This is a genomic window from Bacillus sp. CGMCC 1.60114 (genome assembly GCF_042676365.1).
GTDB lineage: Bacteria > Bacillota > Bacilli > Bacillales > Bacillaceae_G > Bacillus_A > Bacillus_A rhizoplanae_A.
On record NZ_JBHTHG010000118.1, the window covers coordinates 736,268 to 756,907 of the forward strand.

At 35.0% G+C, this 20,640-nt stretch carries 19 protein-coding genes and 1 pseudogene; 8 read left to right on the top strand and 12 right to left on the bottom strand.

The annotated features are described in order from the left end of the window. Positions 1-4 precede the first annotated feature (4 nt). The 3 genes from ACFQZ1_RS25010 to ACFQZ1_RS25020 are packed head-to-tail and all read right to left on the bottom strand — an operon-like array spanning position 5 to position 3,455. Complete coding sequence (locus tag ACFQZ1_RS25010; RefSeq protein ID WP_377884856.1) at positions 5-1,000, bottom strand: ABC transporter permease; 996 nt, start codon at positions 998-1,000, stop codon at positions 5-7. Then, entirely contained in the window at positions 997-1,965 is a 969-nt protein-coding gene (locus ACFQZ1_RS25015; protein ID WP_377884857.1) for an ABC transporter permease subunit, read from the bottom strand. The genes ACFQZ1_RS25010 and ACFQZ1_RS25015 overlap by 4 nt, the downstream gene beginning before the upstream one ends. Continuing rightward, positions 1,962-3,455 (bottom strand): sugar ABC transporter ATP-binding protein, encoded by a 1,494-nt coding sequence (locus ACFQZ1_RS25020; RefSeq protein ID WP_377884858.1) that lies wholly within the window; start codon positions 3,453-3,455, stop codon positions 1,962-1,964. The genes ACFQZ1_RS25015 and ACFQZ1_RS25020 overlap by 4 nt, the downstream gene beginning before the upstream one ends. Before the next feature lie 197 nt (positions 3,456-3,652). On the opposite strand from ACFQZ1_RS25020, the gene ACFQZ1_RS25025 reads away from it, so the two are divergent. From ACFQZ1_RS25025 to lsrF, 4 genes are read left to right on the top strand one after another with little or no spacing between them, the layout of a single operon-like run. After that, positions 3,653-4,585: a sugar-binding transcriptional regulator gene (locus ACFQZ1_RS25025; RefSeq protein WP_377884859.1), complete on the top strand. Its 933-nt coding sequence runs from the start codon at positions 3,653-3,655 to the stop codon at positions 4,583-4,585. Next, on the top strand, positions 4,585-6,147 hold the full coding sequence (gene lsrK, locus ACFQZ1_RS25030) for an autoinducer-2 kinase (RefSeq protein ID WP_377884860.1): 1,563 nt from the start codon (positions 4,585-4,587) through the stop codon (positions 6,145-6,147). Before ACFQZ1_RS25025 ends, lsrK begins: the two co-directional genes overlap by 1 nt. A gap of 25 nt (positions 6,148-6,172) precedes the next feature. Then, positions 6,173-6,529 (top strand): cupin domain-containing protein, encoded by a 357-nt coding sequence (locus ACFQZ1_RS25035; RefSeq protein WP_377884861.1) that lies wholly within the window; start codon positions 6,173-6,175, stop codon positions 6,527-6,529. A gap of 13 nt (positions 6,530-6,542) precedes the next feature. Beyond that, positions 6,543-7,325, top strand: a complete 783-nt coding sequence (gene lsrF, locus ACFQZ1_RS25040) for a 3-hydroxy-5-phosphonooxypentane-2,4-dione thiolase (protein WP_377884862.1) — start codon at positions 6,543-6,545, stop codon at positions 7,323-7,325. Between the two features lie 710 nt (positions 7,326-8,035). On the opposite strand, the gene ACFQZ1_RS25045 is transcribed toward lsrF, so the two are convergent. Together ACFQZ1_RS25045 and ACFQZ1_RS25050 are read right to left on the bottom strand one after the other, a co-directional pair. Beyond that, positions 8,036-9,778, bottom strand: a complete 1,743-nt coding sequence (locus tag ACFQZ1_RS25045; protein WP_377884864.1) for an MFS transporter — start codon at positions 9,776-9,778, stop codon at positions 8,036-8,038. A 28-nt stretch (positions 9,779-9,806) separates the two neighbouring features. After that, positions 9,807-10,340 (bottom strand): helix-turn-helix transcriptional regulator, encoded by a 534-nt coding sequence (locus ACFQZ1_RS25050; RefSeq protein ID WP_377884865.1) that lies wholly within the window; start codon positions 10,338-10,340, stop codon positions 9,807-9,809. 209 nt (positions 10,341-10,549) lie between these two features. On the opposite strand from ACFQZ1_RS25050, the pseudogene ACFQZ1_RS25055 reads away from it, so the two are divergent. Next, positions 10,550-11,965 (top strand): annotated as a pseudogene (locus ACFQZ1_RS25055) (IS4 family transposase). Positions 11,966-12,143: 178 nt separating this feature from the next. Here ACFQZ1_RS25055 and ACFQZ1_RS25060 read toward each other — a convergent pair. Together ACFQZ1_RS25060 and ACFQZ1_RS25065 are read right to left on the bottom strand one after the other, a co-directional pair. Continuing rightward, positions 12,144-12,560: a hypothetical protein gene (locus tag ACFQZ1_RS25060; RefSeq protein ID WP_377884866.1), complete on the bottom strand. Its 417-nt coding sequence runs from the start codon at positions 12,558-12,560 to the stop codon at positions 12,144-12,146. 455 nt (positions 12,561-13,015) lie between these two features. Next, positions 13,016-13,459 (bottom strand): hypothetical protein, encoded by a 444-nt coding sequence (locus tag ACFQZ1_RS25065; RefSeq protein WP_377884867.1) that lies wholly within the window; start codon positions 13,457-13,459, stop codon positions 13,016-13,018. A gap of 499 nt (positions 13,460-13,958) precedes the next feature. Here ACFQZ1_RS25065 and ACFQZ1_RS25070 point away from each other — a divergent pair, with 499 nt between their 5' ends. Further along, complete coding sequence (locus ACFQZ1_RS25070; RefSeq protein ID WP_377884868.1) at positions 13,959-14,453, top strand: GNAT family N-acetyltransferase; 495 nt, start codon at positions 13,959-13,961, stop codon at positions 14,451-14,453. A 61-nt stretch (positions 14,454-14,514) separates the two neighbouring features. Here ACFQZ1_RS25070 and ACFQZ1_RS25075 read toward each other — a convergent pair whose 3' ends face one another. Beyond that, positions 14,515-15,078, bottom strand: coding sequence for a GNAT family N-acetyltransferase (locus ACFQZ1_RS25075; RefSeq protein ID WP_377884869.1), 564 nt, complete (start codon positions 15,076-15,078; stop codon positions 14,515-14,517). Between the two features lie 14 nt (positions 15,079-15,092). Then, positions 15,093-15,476 carry a VOC family protein gene (locus ACFQZ1_RS25080; RefSeq protein ID WP_377884870.1) on the bottom strand — a complete coding sequence of 128 codons (384 nt, stop codon included), beginning with the start codon at positions 15,474-15,476 and terminating at the stop codon, positions 15,093-15,095. A gap of 134 nt (positions 15,477-15,610) precedes the next feature. Here ACFQZ1_RS25080 and ACFQZ1_RS25085 point away from each other — a divergent pair, with 134 nt between their 5' ends. Further along, complete coding sequence (locus ACFQZ1_RS25085) at positions 15,611-15,856, top strand: DNA alkylation repair protein (protein ID WP_377884871.1); 246 nt, start codon at positions 15,611-15,613, stop codon at positions 15,854-15,856. Between the two features lie 506 nt (positions 15,857-16,362). On the opposite strand, the gene ACFQZ1_RS25090 is transcribed toward ACFQZ1_RS25085, so the two are convergent. From ACFQZ1_RS25090 to ACFQZ1_RS25100, 3 genes are all read right to left on the bottom strand, one after another. Further along, positions 16,363-17,277, bottom strand: a complete 915-nt coding sequence (locus ACFQZ1_RS25090) for a D-alanine--D-alanine ligase (RefSeq protein WP_377884872.1) — start codon at positions 17,275-17,277, stop codon at positions 16,363-16,365. A 5-nt stretch (positions 17,278-17,282) separates the two neighbouring features. Next, complete coding sequence (gene pdxR / locus ACFQZ1_RS25095) at positions 17,283-18,731, bottom strand: MocR-like pyridoxine biosynthesis transcription factor PdxR (RefSeq protein WP_377884874.1); 1,449 nt, start codon at positions 18,729-18,731, stop codon at positions 17,283-17,285. Positions 18,732-19,273: 542 nt separating this feature from the next. Then, complete coding sequence (locus ACFQZ1_RS25100; RefSeq protein ID WP_377884875.1) at positions 19,274-19,522, bottom strand: SMI1/KNR4 family protein; 249 nt, start codon at positions 19,520-19,522, stop codon at positions 19,274-19,276. Positions 19,523-19,861: 339 nt separating this feature from the next. On the opposite strand from ACFQZ1_RS25100, the gene ACFQZ1_RS25105 reads away from it, so the two are divergent. Continuing rightward, positions 19,862-20,623, top strand: coding sequence for a glycosyltransferase family 2 protein (locus ACFQZ1_RS25105; protein WP_377884876.1), 762 nt, complete (start codon positions 19,862-19,864; stop codon positions 20,621-20,623). The last annotated feature ends 17 nt before the right edge of the window (positions 20,624-20,640 follow it).

Below are 20,640 nucleotides of genomic sequence, written 5' to 3' on the forward strand. Positions count from 1 at the left end.
TTTTTCATGTTGTTTCCTCCCTATGTGAAACACTTTTTTTGATAAAGAAATATCTTATCTTGGAATGACGTATCATAACAGAAAGAATTAAAATAACACCAATTACAACATTAGATTGTTCATTTGTTAATCCTGTCATCTGTAGCCCATATTGCATAATTCCAATAACGACACTGGCAAGAACAGTTCCTACTATACTTCCCTTTCCACCTGTAATAAGAGCACCGCCTAATACAACTGCTGTAATGACTGGTAAAATTGCTTCATTTCCTAGATCCGCTCGAGCTGAACCAAAGTATGCAGTTAGAAATATTCCACCTAATCCACCACCTAAACCAGAAAGCATATATGCTAAAATAACAATTCGCTTCGTTTGAATTCCAGAATATTTAGCTGCTTTTTCATTCATGCCTGTTAAAATTACATACCGACCATATTTTGTATAGTGCAGCAGAATAGAGAATAAAACAGTCATAATAAGGAGTAACCAAAATAAATTAGGAATCCCTAAAAATATTCCATTTGCAAACTGGACATATGAATCTGGTAATCCGTTAATTCCTTCATATCCAGTTGCTTTAGATCCACCCGAAATCACTAGAGCAATACCAGAATATAAAAACATTGTTCCTAAAGTGACAACCAGTGGTTCGACAGTTGTCATTTGAATAATAACACCGTTCAAAAAACCAGCTAATACGCTTACGATAAGAGCAATCATTACAGCAATAACAATAGATTCCCCATTTATCCACAATACACCAATAAGAATAGATGTAAGCCCCATAACTGCCCCAACTGAAACATCGATTCCTCCCGTAATAATGACAAATGTCATCGGTATCGCAGCAATTGTAATAAAAATAAAATCATTAATACTAAACAATAAATTCCCTATATTAAAAAAGTCAGCATTTAATAAGCTAAAAACGGTAAACTCTATACATAACAAAAGAAGGAGTGTTCCCTCCCAGCGACAGAGCCAGTGAATAAACTTCATATTTCCACCTCCCTCTGCCTCTGTTTCCTCCATTTCTGTACTACACTATCTAGAATAATAATTAGTAATAATAAGAACCCTGAAATTGCGTTGTTCCAAAAAGCGGGGATTTTTAAGTATACTAACGAACTACTAATCACCTCTAAAAACAATGCTCCTAAAGCTGCACCAAAAACGGATCCCGTACCACCTTTTAAACTAATACCACCAAGCACCGCAGCAGCGATTACTTGCAGTTCAATTCCTGTTCCTGTTTGATTCGGCACAAACCCAATATTCATAACAAATAGACATCCAGCAATTGCAGCAGTAATGCCTGAAATCATGAAGGCTAAAATTTGCACAAACGATACCGGAATCCCAATCAGTCTTGCACCTTCTTTGTTATCTCCTACCGCATAAAAATATCTTCCGAACGACATCTTTGTTAGGAAAAGATAAGCAGCTAATAAAAATAGTCCAATGAACCAAACTGTTATCGGAATCTCTAACCATGTTACGGAAGACATTTTTTTATAGTCATTTGGAATATCTTCGATCCATTTTCCTTCTGTATATATAATCATCAAACCTCGAATAATACCCAGCATCCCTAGCGTCATAATAATTGCGGGAACATGAAACTTTGTTACACCTACACCATTTACGATTCCGATAAACGCACCGAGCAAAAATGTAATTATAATTGCACTAAAAGAATTATTTCCGTTGGTCAAAAACATCCCACATAAAGCAGCACATAAGCCCATTATTGATCCTACCGATACATCAATATTTTTTGTGAATAGTACAAATGATTGACCAATTGCAAGAATGATTAAAATAAGACTTGATTTTAAAATAATCGAAAAAGAATCAAATTGAAGAAAATCTTTGTTCATTACACTAACAAAGATAATATAAAGAAATAACAGCCCTACAATAGAGGTTTCACGCATTTTCAATATATATGTAACATATTTCATCCATTTGAAACCTCCTCTCCCCCATAAGCAGAACGTGTAATACGATCCAAAGAAAAGTCTTCCTGTTCTAAGTGTGAAGCGATATGGCCATTTCGCATTACATACACACGATTTGCTAAATTCATGATTTCTTCTAAATCTGAGGAAATTAATAATACCGCCAAACCATTTTCTCTTAACTCTTTAATTGCTTCATATATTTCGAGTCTCGCTTTTGCATCTATACCACGTGTTGGCTCATCTAAAATAATAAGCTTAGGCTGACAAGCAAGATATTTCCCTAACACTACTTTTTGTTGATTTCCTCCTGATAAAGACTCTATAATTTGATTTGTATCGTGAACCATAATGCTAAATTTTTTAATATACCCTTTCGTTAAAGCGCTTTCTTTTTCTTGGTTTAAAAAAAATGTACTTAAACGATATAGGAGAACAGATGTCATATTTTGTTGTACAGAAGCGATTGAAAAAATCCCATGCCCCGCTCGATCTTCAGGTACATATATAATTCCTGCATCAATTCTCTTTTTTGTTGACCACGTTGTAATTTCATTCCCATCTAATAGAACGTTTCCTTCAGTTGCAGATGTAATGCCATATAATACTTCAGCTAGTTCCGTTCTTCCCGCTCCTACAACACCAGCAATTCCAACGATTTCTCCTGCTTTTACTTCTAATGAAATATCTCGAAATTTATGACTACATAAATGATTTACTTGTAACATTTGCTTTAAAGATACTATCTCGGTATATAAACTCTCTTGCTTTGGAATTTGCTGATACCCTTCTGGTAGTAGCCCCTGTAATAGGATATCGTAAGTAAATTCATTTACAGAACCTTGATTAGCAATTACACCATCTCGTAAAATAGCTACTTGATCTGCAATTGCAAAAATCTCTGGAAACCTATGCGTAATATAAATCATGCCAATTCCTTGTTCTTTCAAGTTTTTCATCACAACAAATAGACTCTTAATTTCATTGGCTGTTAACGTCGATGTAGGTTCATCTAAAATAAGAATCTCTGCCTCTCTTATTAATCCTCTAACTATTTCTACTAATTGCTGCTGTGCAATAGACAACAATGAAGCACGTTCATCCAGCTTTAGATTCCACCCCAGTTGCCTCATGAGTACATCTAATTTCGTCCGAAGCTCTCTTTTTCTTTGCCTCATGCCTAATAAAATATTTTCTTCAATAGTCATATTAGGAAAAATAAGCGGTTCTTGCGGAACTAAATAAATCCCGTTTCGATGAGCTTCAGATGGATTGGAGAAGGTAACAGATCTTCCTTTTATTTTTATTTCTCCTTCGTCATACATGTACAATCCCGTCAATATCTTCATTAACGTTGACTTTCCAGCCCCATTACCACCAACTAATGCAAAAATATTCCCTTTCTTTACTATTAAATCGATTCCTTTTAACACAGGTTGCTGTAAGAATGCTTTTTTTACATTTTTAACTTCCAATAAAGGAACTTGTTCCAAGCTTCTTTCACCCACCTTTAACAGGAAACAATTTTTCAGGCGTTAATTTTTTGCTCTACTTGTTTGTAGCATTGTATATACTTTTCCTCATATCTAGAACTTATTTTTCTCCAGTAAATCTCCCATTACTGACGGTATAAATAAAAATATATTTACATATGTTTAAACATCGGTCATTTGTTGAAAGGATGAAAAGCATGACACAGCTGAATTTTGAAGAAAATTTGTTAACAAAAGCTGCTTGGTATTATTACAAAGATCACCTTACCCAACAAGAAATCGCCTCATTATTACATATATCTCGGAACAAGGTTGTCCGTTTATTAGAAAGAGCACGGACTGAGGGAATCGTTACATTTCATATTAAAGGCACTGGTTTACATTGTTTAAGTATGGAAAGAGAACTTGTAAAAGCGTTTCATTTAATTGATGCTTTCATTATTCCGACGCCGAAGGAAAATCTTTCTGATTCACTAGGAAAAGCGGCGGCACAATACTTAGAAACACATTTACAAAACGGAGATCTACTTGGTATTGGCTGGGGAGAAACAATCTCAAGAACACTAGAAAATATCAATCTCGATTCATCTATGAATCTTTCTATTGTTACACTAACTGGAGGAGTAAATTATTACCTCCCTAAAAAACAAAATTATCTCAATCAAGTACATGGACAGCTCCATATTATCCCTTCGCCATTTTTAGCTTCTACGAACGAAATGGCGAACAGTATACTTTCAGAACCATCTGTGAAAGACATATTACATGTTGCATCATTCGCAAATACTGCTGTTGTTGGAATCGGTGGACTATCTCCTGATGCAACTATTTTGAAAGAAGAAAAGATGACTCTTCGTGAAATGACATGCATTCGAAATCAAAATGGTGTTGGCGATATCCTTGGGCAATTCTACAATATTCATGGAGATATTCTAAATTTATCTCATCATAAACGACTCATCGGTACGCCTCTTTCTATACTTCGAAATATGAAGCATGTTGTTGGAGTAGCTGGTGGTAGACAAAAAGTTGATGCAATTTACGGAGCATTGAAAGGCAGGTACATTCATACATTGATTATCGATGAGGAAACAGCCCTTTCCTTATTGAAAAAGGAGAGTGAAGTATAATGTCTGCGCTATTAGCTTATGATGCCGGAACTGGTAGTATACGAGCTGTCTTATTTGACTTACAAGGTAATCAACTTGCAGTTAGTCAACGAGAATGGGTTCATACAACAAATTCTCGCTACGAAGGTTCAATGGATTTTGACGTAACGCAAAACTGGACACTTATTCAAGAATGTACAAAAGATATACTACAAACAAGCGGTATTCTCCCTTCTTCTATTAAAGGAATTAGTGCAACAAGTATGCGAGAAGGATTTGTTTTATATGACAAAGATGGTACTGAAATTTGGGCGTGTGCAAATGTTGATAGCCGTGCTTCAGCCGAAGTTACACAATTAAAACAAATACACTCTCACCTTGAACAAGATTTATACACAACATCAGGCCAAACATTCGCTCTAGGTGCATTGCCAAGATTACTCTGGATTGCGAAACATCAACCTGAAATTTATGAAAAAGTACACTCTATCACCATGTTAAATGATTGGATACTGTATAAATTGTGCGGCGTATTACAAATTGATCCTTCAAATGGATGTACAACGGGAATTTTTAATTTACAAGATAGAAATTGGGCTCCAGAATTAGTGGAGCAATGCGGACTATCGTCTATACTCTCTCCACAAATAAATGAAGCCGGAACTGTCATTGGAAACGTAACAAAACAATGCGCAGCAGAAACTGGTTTATTCGAAGGGACGCCTGTTATTACTGGCGGTGGGGATGCACAAATGGCTGCCCTCGGTTCTGGAGTTGTAAAAAATGGGCAAACATTCATTTGTGGTGGTAGCTTTTGGCAACAAGAAGTAAACATAAGCGCCCCTGTACCAGATCCAAATGCTCGTATTCGTGTAAATTGTCACGTTCTTCCTACTCTTTGGCAATACGAAACAATCGCGTTTTTTCCCGGCCTTGTTATGCGCTGGTTTCGGGACGCTTTCTGTCAAGAAGAAAAACAGCGAGCAAAAGAACTAGGTATTGATGCTTACGAATTATTAGAGGAACAAGCAAAGCATGTTCCAGTTGGAGCACACGGCATCATTCCCGTTTTTTCTAATGTCATGAACTATATTTCTTGGCGGCATGCATCTCCCTCTTTTTTAAATTTAAGCTTAGATTCTGAACAATGCGGGAAGAAAGAACTGTTTCGAGCAATTGAAGAAAATGCTGCTTTTGTAACATATGGAAATTTAAAATTAATTGAAGAATTAACAGGACAGTTCCCAAGAGAAGTAGTTTTTGCTGGAGGGGCTTCAAAAGGAAAGCTATGGTGTCAAATTGTATCTGATGTATTAGGCGTTCCTGTAAAAGTACCAGTAATGAAAGAAGCGGCTGCTTTAGGAACAGCAATAGTTGCAGGAGTTGGTGCTGGTATTTATCATTCAATGGAAGCTGTTTCTGAACAATTCGTAAAATGGGAAACAACGTATATACCAAATATCGAAAACCATCAACAGTATCAAAAATTATATCAAAACTGGAAAATTGTATATCAGCAGCAATTACAATTAGCTGATCAAGGATTTACTTCTCATATGTGGATTGCACCTGGCTCTCTGTAAATTGTTACATAAAGGAGTGAAAAGCATGATAAAAGTAAATGAAGAAGATTTTTCTTATCGCTTCGGTGATAATGGACCAAAATATTTAGTGAAGGGACCTAATATTGATATAGGTGTTGTCGTCATTAAACCAGGGCAAAATTTTCAAAATCATTACCATACAACTTGTGAAGAAATTTTCTATGCATTAGAAGGCGAAATAGATTTCTATGTTAATCATGTAAAAGTTCCTATTAAAAAAGGCGATGTTTTACAAGTTCGTCCTCATGAATCTCACTATCTCATCAATCGTTCTTCTCAAAATTTTAAAGCGCTCTTTATTAAATCGCCTCATTTGCAAGAAAAAGATACTGTGCAAACAGAAAATCCAATATGTAATTAAGGAGTGATATCCTATGACTTGGGGATTTCAAAATCGCTTAAATACTATTTTACCTGACGGAAAAGCAGTTATGTTGGCAGTTGATCACGGATACTTTTTGGGACCAATTCACGGATTAGAACAACCTCATGAAACAGTAAAAAGCTTACTCCCATACACAGATTCCCTATTTTTAACTCGAGGTATTCTTAATTCTTGTATACCTGAAGATTGTAAAACTCCTATGGTCCTTCGTGTATCTGGCGGGGCGACTGTAGTTGGGAAAGATTTATCTAATGAAACAATTGTTACTCCAATAAAAGAGGCACTGCGTCATAACGTGGCTGGAGTTGGCGTATCTGTCTTTATTGGATCTGATTATGAAACACAAACTGTAACAAACCTTGCCAATGTTGTATCTGAAGCGCATGATTATAGTTTGCCCGTATTAGGAATTACTGCAGTAGCAAAAGAACTTCAAAAACGAGAAGCACGCTTTTTAGCACTAGCATCACGCGTATGTGTTGAAATGGGCGCTGATATTATTAAAACGTATTACTGTGAAGGCTTTGAGAAAATCACAAGTACATGTCCTGCCCCAGTTGTTATTGCTGGAGGACCAAAATTAGACACGATTGAAGCAGTGCTAACAATTACATACAACGCACTGCAAGAAGGAGCAATCGGTGTAGATATGGGACGGAATATTTGGCAATCTGAACATCCAGTTGCTATGATTCAATCTATTCATGGCATCGTAAAAAATGGATTGAATGTAAAAGAAGCTCTAGAATTATACAATACTGTTATAAACTAAGCGTTCATATAGCCTCTTACTTAACTTTATATGTTTCGTAAATTGCTAATATAAAAAGTTCATGAGTCGCAAATGCGGCTTTTTTTGTTTGTGCTGTAATTATTGCGGTAAAGATTCCTCCATTCAATAAGGGCTAGGACGCACATTTTAACGTTTTTATACGCTAAGGGATTCTCAAAACTCCATAACACGAGTTGAATTGAGAATTTGATTTAAAGGTATGTATGTTTAAATCATATATCCCAAAGAATTATGATATTGATGTAGTCTTCAAATAAAGTTGGATTAAAAATCTTTTCCAAATTTTTATATTACGTCAAAATAAAAGAATCCGTTTTGAAAAAAATAATCAAAATGGATTCTCCTATAACATTTCTATATGTTTTATTTACAAAAAGGGGTACTGAAGCATGCCCATCAAGCTAAGATTTTGGATCATCCCCTAAACGAAAATTTTATAATTCTACTAGGGGTGCAGCCACATGCCCATCAAGCTAACATTTTAAAATATCCCAAAACGGAAATTTCGTCCTTTCATAGTTGTCCGTAGGAATTTAGTTCATTTTTTTCATTTTGAGGAAGAATGTATTTCTTAACTTGATAGCAATGTAGTGCTACCCCTAATAAAACTTAATCAGTGAAGGCCGAAAAATCCTTTACTGATTATTAGCTACTACCTAACTCCTTTGCTACATTCTGAGATGAAAATATCACGATACATTTAGCTTCTTTCTCTTATCAACTCCTAATTTCCTTTCACGAAACACAAAACCGACTAAACTACAGATCAAAATAACTGGTATACTCGTTTTATATAAATCTGTAAAACTCAATGCCATCTCTTTTTCAGCGTAATGACTCATATCATCTGAGAAGGCCCCCATTTCTCTCTTTGTGTCCTCTATTTTTTCATCAACCGCTTTCGTTACTTGATTTGTAATTTCTGCCCGTTTCATTTCTCTGTATTCTACTGGAATTTCATTTAAAGCATTATTTACTTTTTCTTGAACTAAATTTTCCTTTTGTTCCTGACTTAGGCCAATATTATCTGTTCCTTGTTTCTTTTCTATATGTGATTCTAAGTTTTTATTTTGTATTTTTTCCTTTGTTACTGTTAATATTTGATCTTGCTCCGCTTTATCAACATGAAGATCATGCACCTTTTCTTCTGCATAGTGATACACTTTTTCTTTATTTGCAGATAAATTATGAGTCAAACCTGATACAAAAATAGCTACAGCTAATACGATTCCTACTTGTCTAAGCATGGACACGACACTCTGAGAGGCAGTTAATAATTCTCCCTCAAATGAGGATGCGGTTAATATCGTAATGGGCCCAACCACTAAACCATAACCAACACCTAAAATCATACACGGAATGATAATTTCTATATTAGTTGAATCAACACCTACCTTCTGTAAACTATAATAAGCAAGACTCATAACGATAAATCCTATTAATATAACGAGAACCTTGCCAAGTTTCTTCATAATTAGCGAAGCAAATGGTGAAACTAAAAATATCATAGCTGAAATAGGTGTTACTAAAAAAGCGGCTTCGATTTCTGTTCGGTGTTGCATTTTTGTGAGGAATGTCGGAAGTAAAACCGTTACACCAATTAAAAATAAATTACTTAATATAACTACGATTGAAGCTCCAACAAAAGTTCGATCTTTAAATAACTGTAAATTTACCATCGGTGAAGTAACTTTTCTTTCAACTAAGACAAATAGAATAAAAGAAATAGCACCAATGATATAGCAAATCCATGAAACGTTACTCATCCATCCCCAAGTATTCCCTTTCACTAAAACAAGTGTGGAAAAGAAAATGGCAACACTAGAAAGCACCAATCCAGCCCAATCAATTTTAGCGGCCACTCGTTCTTCATTTTTTATTGTTAGCATAATGAAACATAAAATGATACCAATGATACAGATGGGAACATTCACAAAGAATACCCATCTCCATCCTAAATTTTGTGTAATAAATCCTCCTAGTACAGGTCCTATAGCTGCTGATAAGCCTTGTGTCACGCCTAAAATACCAAGCGCAATATGCCTCTTTACCAATGGAACTGCCGATACTCCAATTACCATACTTGTCGGAAATAAAATAGCGGCTCCAATGCTTTGAATAAAACGAGAAAAAATAAGAAAATCGCCCGTATTCGCAAAAGCACATAACGTGGAACCAAATCCAAAAATGATTAAACCCATAATATATAATTTTGCCTTTCCAAATATATCAGCAATTCTCCCTAGTGGAATCGCTAATACTGCAATAGACATCGTATATACATTCAAGATCCAAGACATTTTCTCCAATGATGTATTCACATCAGCCTGTATTGCGGGCAAAGCAATATTCATAATTGTCGTATCAATCATACACAGGAAAATACCTAAACACATTAAGAAAACAACTTTGACTCCCTTTGCTTGTTCCACAATAATCCCCCTTTTCTCACATGTAACTTTACTTTTCGTTTTTTTCTCGTACTGCAAGCTGAGCTAATTTATTTTTTAATGTTTCAACTTGCGCAGTATAAGACGCAATCCCAAGATCTAATGAAATCTCTTCCGCAAATGTAATTCCTTCTTTCCACTTTTCATATTTCAAACGGAGATCTGCAATATACGCTTCTTTTCTCTCTATTTCTTCTTCAATCCATCTTTTCATTGTCTTGATATCGGCATAATCCCCAAAATACATACGCATTAAAAAGTCAGAACGCAATACATCCTTCTCTACATCTGTCTTCATATATTGATAAAATTCTTCACTTCCTTCATCTGTTATGAAATACATTTTTTTATTTGGCTTCCCCTCTTGCATCACAACCTCTTTTTTGATTTTCCCTTCTTTTTCCAACTGCCTTAAAGTCGGATAAATCATTCCAAAACTTCCATCGAAAAAATGAGTGAATACTTCTTCAAAAACAATTTTTATATCATAGCCAGATAATTCTTTTTCCATAAGTAAACCTAAAACAACATCTCTTCCTTTCAAAATAAGCACCTCACATCATCAATATAATCAAAAATCATATTAACATTGTTAATATGATTTTTGATTATACATTATATTTCTTCGTTTGTAAAATGTAACCAGTAAGAGGTAGCGTCACATGCCCATCAAGTAAAGTTAAAATCATACCCTCAAAATAAAAAAACGCTATGCTTATCGTAAGAAGTTTATGAGAAAGGATGGTGTTTTTAATGAATCCTATTATTTCAAATGAACTGAATCTTTTCGCACAAGAGCTACAATACTTTTTATCTCCAGTAGTCCTACAAGATACCGCCAAACAAGTTGGCTTTGTACAGCGATCTAGTAAGTATCAAGCAAACGAACTCATTGCCCTTTGCGTATGGCTCAGTCAAGAAATTGCTAGCACATCACTTGCACAATTGTGTGGTCAGTTAGAAGTTTCCACTGGGGTACTTATAAGCCCCGAAGGACTGAATCAACGCTTTAATCCAGCAGCTGTCGCATTTCTTCGAGAAGTCTTTACTTCTAACTCTGTTCAAATCACTCACTTTCTGCACACGTGATCTCTACTTTCAATCGTATCCGTATTTTAGATGCAACAGTGTTTCAACTGCCTGACCATTTCGCCACTAACTATCAAGGTTCAGGTGGGAGTAGTAATACCGCAGGCGTGAAAATCCAATTGGAATATGATTTACTTAGTGGTCAATTTCTTAACGTGCAGCTTGGACCAGGAAAGAATAATGATAAAACATACGGTACCATTTGCCTTGAAACCGTAGAAGCAGGCGATTTATGTTTACGTGATCTTGGTTACTTCGATTTAGGAGACTTACAAACCATTCATGATAAAGAGGCTTACTATATCTCGCGGTTGAAGTTGAATACACGCATTTATATCAAGAACCCTGAACCAGAATACTTCAACAATGGTACGTTAAAAAAGCAAACAGAATACATCCAGCTTGATATGACACAAATGATGTCTGGTCTAATCCCTGGTGAAACGATGGAAATCCCCGAGGCATACATTGGCCAAAATCAGAAACTTCCAGCACGTGTTTGATCATCGTTTAACCGATGATCAAACACAAACACGTCTGAAAAACCAAGCGATACGTGAAAAGAAGAAAGGCATTGTCATGAAGGATAAAAGTAAACGTTTAATGGGCATGAATGTATATATCACGAACACGTCGCTAGAAGAAGTACCGACGAACTACGTGCATTCATTATATTCACTTCGTTGGCAGATTGAAATTTTGTTTAAAACGTGGAAGTCATTCTTTGAAATTGATGAATGTAAAAATATAAAAAGAGAACGCTTAGAGTGCCATTTATATGGACAACTCATCGGCATTCTCCTCTGTTCTTCTACGATGTTTCAAATGCGACAGTTTCTGCTTGAAAAGAAAAAGCAGGAGCTGAGTGAATACAAAGCGATTTATATGATTAAAGATTACTTTCCGTTACTGTTTCAAGCGATAGCCGTTGGCACAGAAGAACTTTTAAAAATTCTGCATCGCCTTTATCTGCTGCTCAAAAAAAACGGTCGTAAATGTCATAGGTATAAGAAGATGACCGTCTTTGATATTCTAGGGATTGTGTATAAAACGACGGTGAAGCATAGACAAGCTGCCTAGCGAAAAAATTGCGTTTTAATAGGCTTCTTTAGCATGCCTACTTTTTTATCATTTGCTAGTTTTGAAACAAGGATCATTACGTATCTAGTAATTTACTTGGTTAGCTTGATGGGCATGGGGTACTGAAGGCAAAACGCAGATTTTATACGCAAAGACAGTTTATAAAAGTGAAATCTCATCATTTGGAACATCGTCGAATAGACTTGATGCTATTGCATGGGATACTTACTTCACGAGCACCGATGAAAACCACTACATCATCGTTCGTAACGTGAAAAAATTTAACTTCTCTACCGATTTCTCCAAAGACCTCGGACACAATAACAATACAATCTAAAGGAGCAAGACGTTCTCTTCGAATAGACTGGAAAACCTCTTCACAAGAGTTAAAGCATCGTTGAATAGAATTGATGCTATTACATGGGATACTTACTTTACGACCACCGATGAGAACCACTATGGCATCGCCCTCAACGCCAACAAATGAAACTCTTGTATCGAATTTCCCTCCAGTGCCCACAAACATAATAACAACACAGTCGCCAAGGGCAAGATGTTCTCTTCGAATAAACTCGAAAATCTCTTCACAGTTCATATCAACCACCTCCTTTTTCTAATTTTCATATATGGAATAGCTTGTAAAATTTTTGTACAAGTAACTTTTCTGCAAATTGTACCTACTACCAATACATGTGACTTGTCCATTCTTGGTAACGGCACTTGTGGAGTTTTTGTATGAAATATTCATGTCAAGTTAACATAATGTGTCATTATTAGTAGTAAACAAAGCCCAGAAAGCCATTCATACCAATAGTTTGCAACCCTTCCGTTCCCTCCGCTGTATGTAGGATTTCATACATCCCTGTCACAACAGCATTTGGTAGTTCAAACCGTTCTCAAAGCCTGCATGAAGCCCTGCATATCTTTAGCGTATAAAATCCGTGTTTTGCCGTCAGTTATCCGAAAAGTTGAAATGAATCTCATAACAGCAGCATACAAAAAACCGCTTGTTATCACTGGATAGTGTCCAACAACAACAAACGGTTTCATTTAGTTAAATAGAGGAATGTGAATTTGTTTTAATTCTCCTTCAGCTAATGGATCAAAGAACGCATTGCTCAATCCTTGTTCATGTAGCACTTCACCGATACATAGACGAATATTAACTGTCTTCAAGCTTAGCATTAACTCTCGATTCAAGTACTTCGCCTTTTTGATTGTAGGTACATAGATTACAAGAGCAGCAGGATTCACTGGATAATCAAGTACAACTAGATTTTTACCTTTTTGTACGAATTCATCCCAGGCTTTCATAATGGATTTAATACGTGAAAGGTTCTCTGGTTCAATTACAGAGTGCACAATAAAATTGATTTCATTGTTTTTACTCTGCTTTACACGAAAACTGAAAGACAATGGAAGCAGACCATCAGTTAACTTTGCATGCATGATATGGTCTTGGAATATCGACTGGTTTCGCAAGTGACACAGCATATCGATATCCTGCCAATATCTTAAATGAACGTACTTACCATGCTTATCAAAATTCTGCGGATGATAAAAGTACTTCTGTCCACATCAGTACTTGAGGAGCTGATAGCCATACTCTGTAATGGTAAAAGCACTTTCCTTGTATGAAGCAGCTTCTTCTGATTCTTCATCCTGCCGATTTAGTCTCTTTTTCATAAAATAGAGTAATTGACTATATCTTACGCTAACATAGTTGTTATTTTGTTACTTCTTAAACCTTAATTCAGGCCCCTTATTGATAATATTATTATCAGACTATCATATGTGGTGTAAGTGTAGAATAATTAAATTTCTACACTTATTTTGCCCACATTTTCATTGCAGTCGCACCATTTCACTCCATTTAAAAAATGTAAAAAACATAACTACTGGGTTAAAGCTCTACAATTATTAGAATAATCAATTAAAAAAACGATATAATAAAAGCAGTAATATGAATCTACTATATTGGACGGTGTTATATATGAACGATAGCATTACCTTAAAAGAGTACTCTTCTGATTATCAATCTCAAATTTTAGATTTAATTATTTCTATTCAGCAATCTGAATACAATATCCCTATTTCAAAAGAGGATCAACCTGACTTAGTTGGTATAGAAAGTGTTTACCAATCTGGAAACGGTAACTTTTGGATCGCACTTTATCAAGGAAAAGTTGTAGGCACTATCGCTCTTTTAGATATTGGCAACCGTCAAGTAGCTTTGAGAAAAATGTTTGTGAAAAAGGACTATAGAGGCAAGACATTTCAAACGGCTAGTCTTTTATTACATAATGCAATTGCATGGGCAAAGACAAAAGAAGTAAAAGAAATATACTTAGGAACGACGTTGCAATTTGTAGCGGCTCATAGGTTTTATGAGAAACATCATTTCGAAAATATAGAACCTAATCATTTACCTATAAATTTCCCTATCATGCAAGTAGATAAGAAATTCTATAAATACATCATTTCATAACTAAAAGACAATCTAAACCTTATGTTTAAGGTTTAGATTGTCTTTATTCATATTTATGTATTTAACGTACTTTTTGAAGTAATGTTGCCCATTCTTCCTGCAGCAACGAATACATAATTGCATCGTGAGCTACCTCATTTTGAATCATATATTTTCGAAGCAATCCTTCTTCCGTAAAGCCTGCTCTTTGTAATAATTTACGAGATGATTCATTTTCCGGATACACAACAGCTGAAATCCGCTTAAAGTAAAGTGTTTCAAGCCCATACGTAAGAATGGCTTGCAATGCTTCTGTCGCATATCCCTTTCCCCAATATGTTTCATCTAGCTCATATCCAATTTCAGCACGTTTATGTTTGTGGTTAATTAAATGAAATCCGCATGTTCCAATTAATTGATCTGTTCCTTTTAATACGATACCCCAGCGAATTGCAGATCCCTCTTCATATCTCTCTCTAAAATTCCGGATGACGTTTTTTACTTCTTCTATATTTTGAAATGCATCCATTCCAAAATAACGAATAACAGGTTCTTTAACAAAATAACGAAACATCGCATCTGCATCTACTAATGTTAATTCTCTTAATTGCAAACGATCTGTTTCTAATATAGGAAACTTTCTCATTATCTCCCGCTCCTTTAGTCTAATGAACTGCAAATTTCAATATAATTTCCATCTGGATCAGCAACGTAGGAAATTGTTTGTCCCCATGGTTTTGTAACAGGCTCTACTAACACTGTTACTCCGTGTTCTTTAAAGTTATGTATTGTTTCTGTAACATCATCGACAACAAATCCAATCTCAAATGTAGATGATTTCGATAACGTATTCGGAATTGATAATCCCGTTAACTCTTGAACACTATCTCTACTGTTTATTGCTAAAATCGTTGAACCTGTATCAAATTCTACATATGTACCGTGCTCGCCTTTTATCGGTAGCTGTAATATATCTCGATAGAATGTAATACATTCTTCATATTGCTTTGCATACAAAATGATGTATTTCATTTGAAGTTTCACACTTTACTCCCCCTTTACATTCTTACTATTTTGACAAAAATTGCAGAAACCCTTTTAAAGTATGAAATATGGAGGATTTTCTTATGAATAAATTTTACTATAACAACAAACACTAAAAATGGAGGTGTGTTGAAATGGAACCAATGCTTTGTCCAAACTGTAAAACAAACCGAACAAGATTTAATATCATTGAACAAACAGCAAAACCAGTAAAATTAAATCCGCAAACTGGTCAAATCGAAGAAGAATATACAAGCGAAAATATGAGTGCATTTCATATGGCCTACCAAGGACCTACATATCGAGTACAATGCGCTGCGTGCGGATTAATCGAAAACCCAGAACAATTCATTAAACCGGCGCAAAACCAATCATTTTAGTCTTTTAAATAAAAAAGTTGCTTGTAAAATAAGCAACTTTTTTCACTTTCGAAGAAGTTCGATTTATCCCGCTATTCGTGGGCAGTAAACCCTATATAAAGTTTGATCAAACATACTAATAGAACGTGGTTTTTTACAATAAACAAAAAGGAATCCATTTTGAAAAAAGATTGGTCAAAATGAATTCCTCTACATCACACCATAATGTATTCTTTATAAAAAAAGTTGGATTAAAACTCCTAGCTGCAAGTGCTGGAAAAACACAGGCTATTTATTGATCATACGGCTATCATGCGTTGGATGCATGAATTAAATGAGTGAATTCGAAGACACTTGAAACAAACGAATGATTCTTGGAAAGAATATAAGACATAGTATTCTTTATCCGAAATCATATTTTCCAATACTATTAAAATACCAGAAAGACTAGAACAGTTACGGTCCCACTAGGTCTAAAGCGCCTGAATCAACAATACGTTTTAACACTACAGTTAATTATGTTTCTTTTAAAAGCCTTCGTTTTTCCTAACCCGTAAGGAGGTTTCAATAATCATATCCAATAGCTTACTATAGGTGATTCCCACCGCATGAGCGCTTTTTGGTAGTAAGCTATTTTTTGTCATCCCCGGTAATGTATTCACTTCCATCACATATGGGATTCCATCTTTTATAATCATATCAACCCTAGCATAAACACTGCATTTTAATGCTCTATAGCACGCCATTGCAGCCTCAGCGACACGCTTTTGCGTTGTAACCGGAAGTTCTACAATCTCTTCAATCGTAGCCGCATCATCATATTTCGCATGATAGTCAAAGAACTCGGCCGTATGTTGAATTGAAATAATCGGTAAAAGTTTTCCGTCCAGTATGGAACATGTAATTTCTTCGCCCTTTATATATTTTTCAATTACGATTTCAGAATCCCATTTCAATACATCCTCAAGCGAGGATAGTAAAGAATCCTTATCGTATACGATCTTTACCCCTACACTGGAGCCACCCGAATTAGGTTTTACCACTAACGGATACCCCATTTTTTCGACTTCATCAAGCTGAAGTTCTTCCATATTCGAAAGATGAATCCAATCCGGGGTTTGAATTCCTTCATAACGAATCAATTTTTTCGACATATTTTTATCCATACAAATACCGCTTGATAACATGACACTTCCGGTATAGGGAACGCCGAGCGATTCCAGTGTACCTTGAATCGTACCATCCTCCCCATATTCTCCGTGAAGCGCCAACAAGGCAATATCGATATCCCTTACCTTTTCAATAAGCTCTTTTTTGTTATTTAGTTGAATAGGAACAATTTCGTACTTACTTTTATCCAAATGTGCAATCATTTCTTCCCCAGTCATGAGGGATACTTGTTTTTCGGAGGACACGCCTCCCATAATTACGCCAACTCTCACTTTTTTTAACTCCCATTTTCATTTTTCAATGTATCTCCAATTATCTTAATTCCCTTGAGAATATCCGCTTCTTTTAACCGAGAGAATCCTAATCGAAACGTATTACTTCCCCTTCCATCTGTGTAAAAGACGTCCCCAGGAGAAAAAACGACTCCCTTTTCATAGCATTTTTTCAAAAGTGTACGCGAATTCAGTCCTTTTTCTAACTCTATAAAAAGATGGAGCCCCCCATCCCCAGTCATTCTTTGAAAAGGAATGTATTGATGACAAGCATGAACGGCTAGTTCATATTTTTTCTTATAAACTGACTTGGCCTTTTTTAAATATTTTTCGAAATAACCATCATGCAAATATTGATAAAGCACTGCCTGATCTAGTGTAGATGTATGAATCGTTCTTGCCCTTTTCACACTTTCCAAGCAATGAATTAATTCTTTATCCGCTAAAATCCAACCAACACGTAATCCTGGAAAAAGAATTTTTGAAAAGCTACTGATATAGATAACATTGTTGCCGGAACCGGTGAATGTTAATAGGGGTGCTAAATGAGAACCCGAATAACGCAATTCCTCATTAAATCCATCCTCCACGATAGGAATCCCATATTTCGAAAAAAGGTTCATGATCTTAGTCCTTTTTTCCGAGGATGTGACAATTCCAGTCGGATTATGATAAGACGGGATTAAATATGCAAAATCAAAATCCATTTCGGATAAACTTTCCTCAACTTGATCAATATCAATACCATCATCCTTCATTTCAATCCCATGCACATCAAGTCCATGTAATCGAAAAAGCTTTAATGCAGCATGATGGGTTGGATTTTCACATATAATGCGACCGGATTTTTTCGCTAAAGAAGACAATAAAATATCCAGCCCTTCGGTGAAACCATTCGTTATCAAAATATCCTTATTGGAAATATCTACCCCTTTCATTTCCATATAATGAAGAAGGTAATCAATGAGAGGTTTATAACCTTTTGCATATCCGTAGTTCAAAACGATATCCCCTTCAATAGACATTCGATTCAGAAAAGCTCTTTTAAAATTTTCAACATCAAAAAGCTTTTCGTCTGGGGCAATGCTATTGAATGAAATCATGCCTTTTTCCCAGCGAACACCGTGCTTCATTAAATCTAATTCATCAGCTAACAAGGTAACTTCATTGACCTTTTCTTTCCAATTTATTTCGATGGATGGAGTTTTGGATGTTTTAACTTTTCCTATAAAATTTCCTTTTCCCTTTATTGCATAGATTAAACCTTCTTGTTCTAAATCTGCGTAAGCAGTGAGAACAGTATTTCTGCTGACCGATAATAATTTACTAAGTTCTCGGGTAGATGGAAGCTTCTGGTGTTCCAACAGATGTCCTTTCATAATCATTTTTTTCAAATAATCCTTTAATTGAATATAAAACGGACGATCATCCACAAGTTTAAAATCATTAAACACTTCCTTGACCCCCTTGCTATCATTTTTGCATAACTATATCTATCCTAAAAGGTCCACAACATATGTATTTTCTTTAACCAGCGGTATGGTTTTAAGAACCATTCATACAACTTTGAGATGAAGAATGTTGCAAATTTAAATTCACTTCACCCTCTTATCCAATAATAAATTAAGCTTTTTTAATGTAGTGTAGCGCTATCCTAAGGGGAAGTAAAAAATCCCTCTTAATAATAGTACTATTTTTATACAGTAAACAGTTGTTTTTTATCTTTTAAAACACTTAGAGGAAATTAGTATTTTTTAAGTCTTAATGTAGCTTTGAAATAAAATTTGATTGAAATAATTGTTGTTTTAAAATAAAGTTTGATTAAAAATATCGTGTTAACCCGTATTCTACGGTGATTAAAAAGAATCCATTTTGAAAAAAGATTGATCAAAATGGATTCTTATCCAGCAGATTTATGTTTCGATTTTATAAAAAAGTTTAATCATTTTCTACCTGTGTTGCTCCACAATCGCGCCCTTTAGTTGAACAAGCCTCATCACTTTCTATTGCATATATTCACGAACTGTATGGTACATCTGTAACGATCTTGGAAGGTAACTGTATTAATACCAAAGCTACCTGCACCATATCTTTTCACAAATTCACGATACATATTTGAAAGTCGAAGTTCTAATGCCTGTTCAGCTTTCTTTATTAAATCCTCGGAACGTTCTCCCACAAAATCACATTCATCTTCATATTGTTCCATTAAAGTGATGGCTTTCTTATAGTTGTTCCAACTCATTTTTTGCCCCCAAGATTCAGATATAATTAATATATGAATATTATTATTTCTTCCTTCGCTAACCTGCCCCGTTAATCGAATAAGAAAAAGACTGTCGCAACAGTCTTACTTTATTGAACGCAAGCACCCGTTAGCTTAATTAGAAGTAAACGTAATGTAATTCCAAAATATACAATAAAAGTTGATTTTGGAGTTGCTTTTTGTTTACTGTTTTTTTAAAATACTCCAAGGTAAACTTTTAAATAATAGTTTACCTTCAGTTTCTATAATACAACCCAATAAATGTTAATATATGTTATGTATAGTAGATATTTACTTTATAAAATAAGGGGGAATATTATGACTGAAACAAACGAATCTTCAGGAGTCAATTTAAAAAAAGATGTGAAGTTTTCTATTATAATCCCTGCACACAATGAAGAAAAGTACATTAGAAAATGTTTGGATTCAATTGCAAAGGCATCAGAGGCATATAAAGGTCAAACTGAAGTCATAGTTGTTTTAAATCGTTGCACAGATAACACAGAAGAAATAGCAAAGTCTTATAACTGTATTACATTAAAAAATAACGATAAAAACTTATCCAAAATCCGAAATGCAGGGGCCCAAATAGCTAGTGGAGAAATAATCATTACTATAGACGCTGATACCCAAATGACAGAGTCTATGTTGTCTAATGTAGATAAATATTTAGCTTCAGGTAAATACATTGGTGGTGGGGTAACTGGGAAGTTTGAAAGAATATCTTTAGGAATATTCGTTTCCGCAATGTTAATAATAATCCCCTTACTTTTTAAGTATGGAGCTATATCTGTAGGGATTTTTTGGTGCTATAGAAAAGACTTTATGGCAATCAACGGATTTAATGAAAACATGCTTATGGCAGAAGATGCAGATTTCGCTAAACGGTTAAAAGAATGGGGAAAGCAAAATAATAAGAAATTCGGTACAATTAAAAATGGAATGATAACTTCATGCAGAAGATTTGATAAATATGGAGACTGGGCTTTACTTAAAAATCCAAAAGTAATCTTATCCTATCTAAAAGGAAATGATAAAAAATACGCAGATAAAACATATTATGATAACCAAGAAAGATAACTGTGAAGATTCCTAAA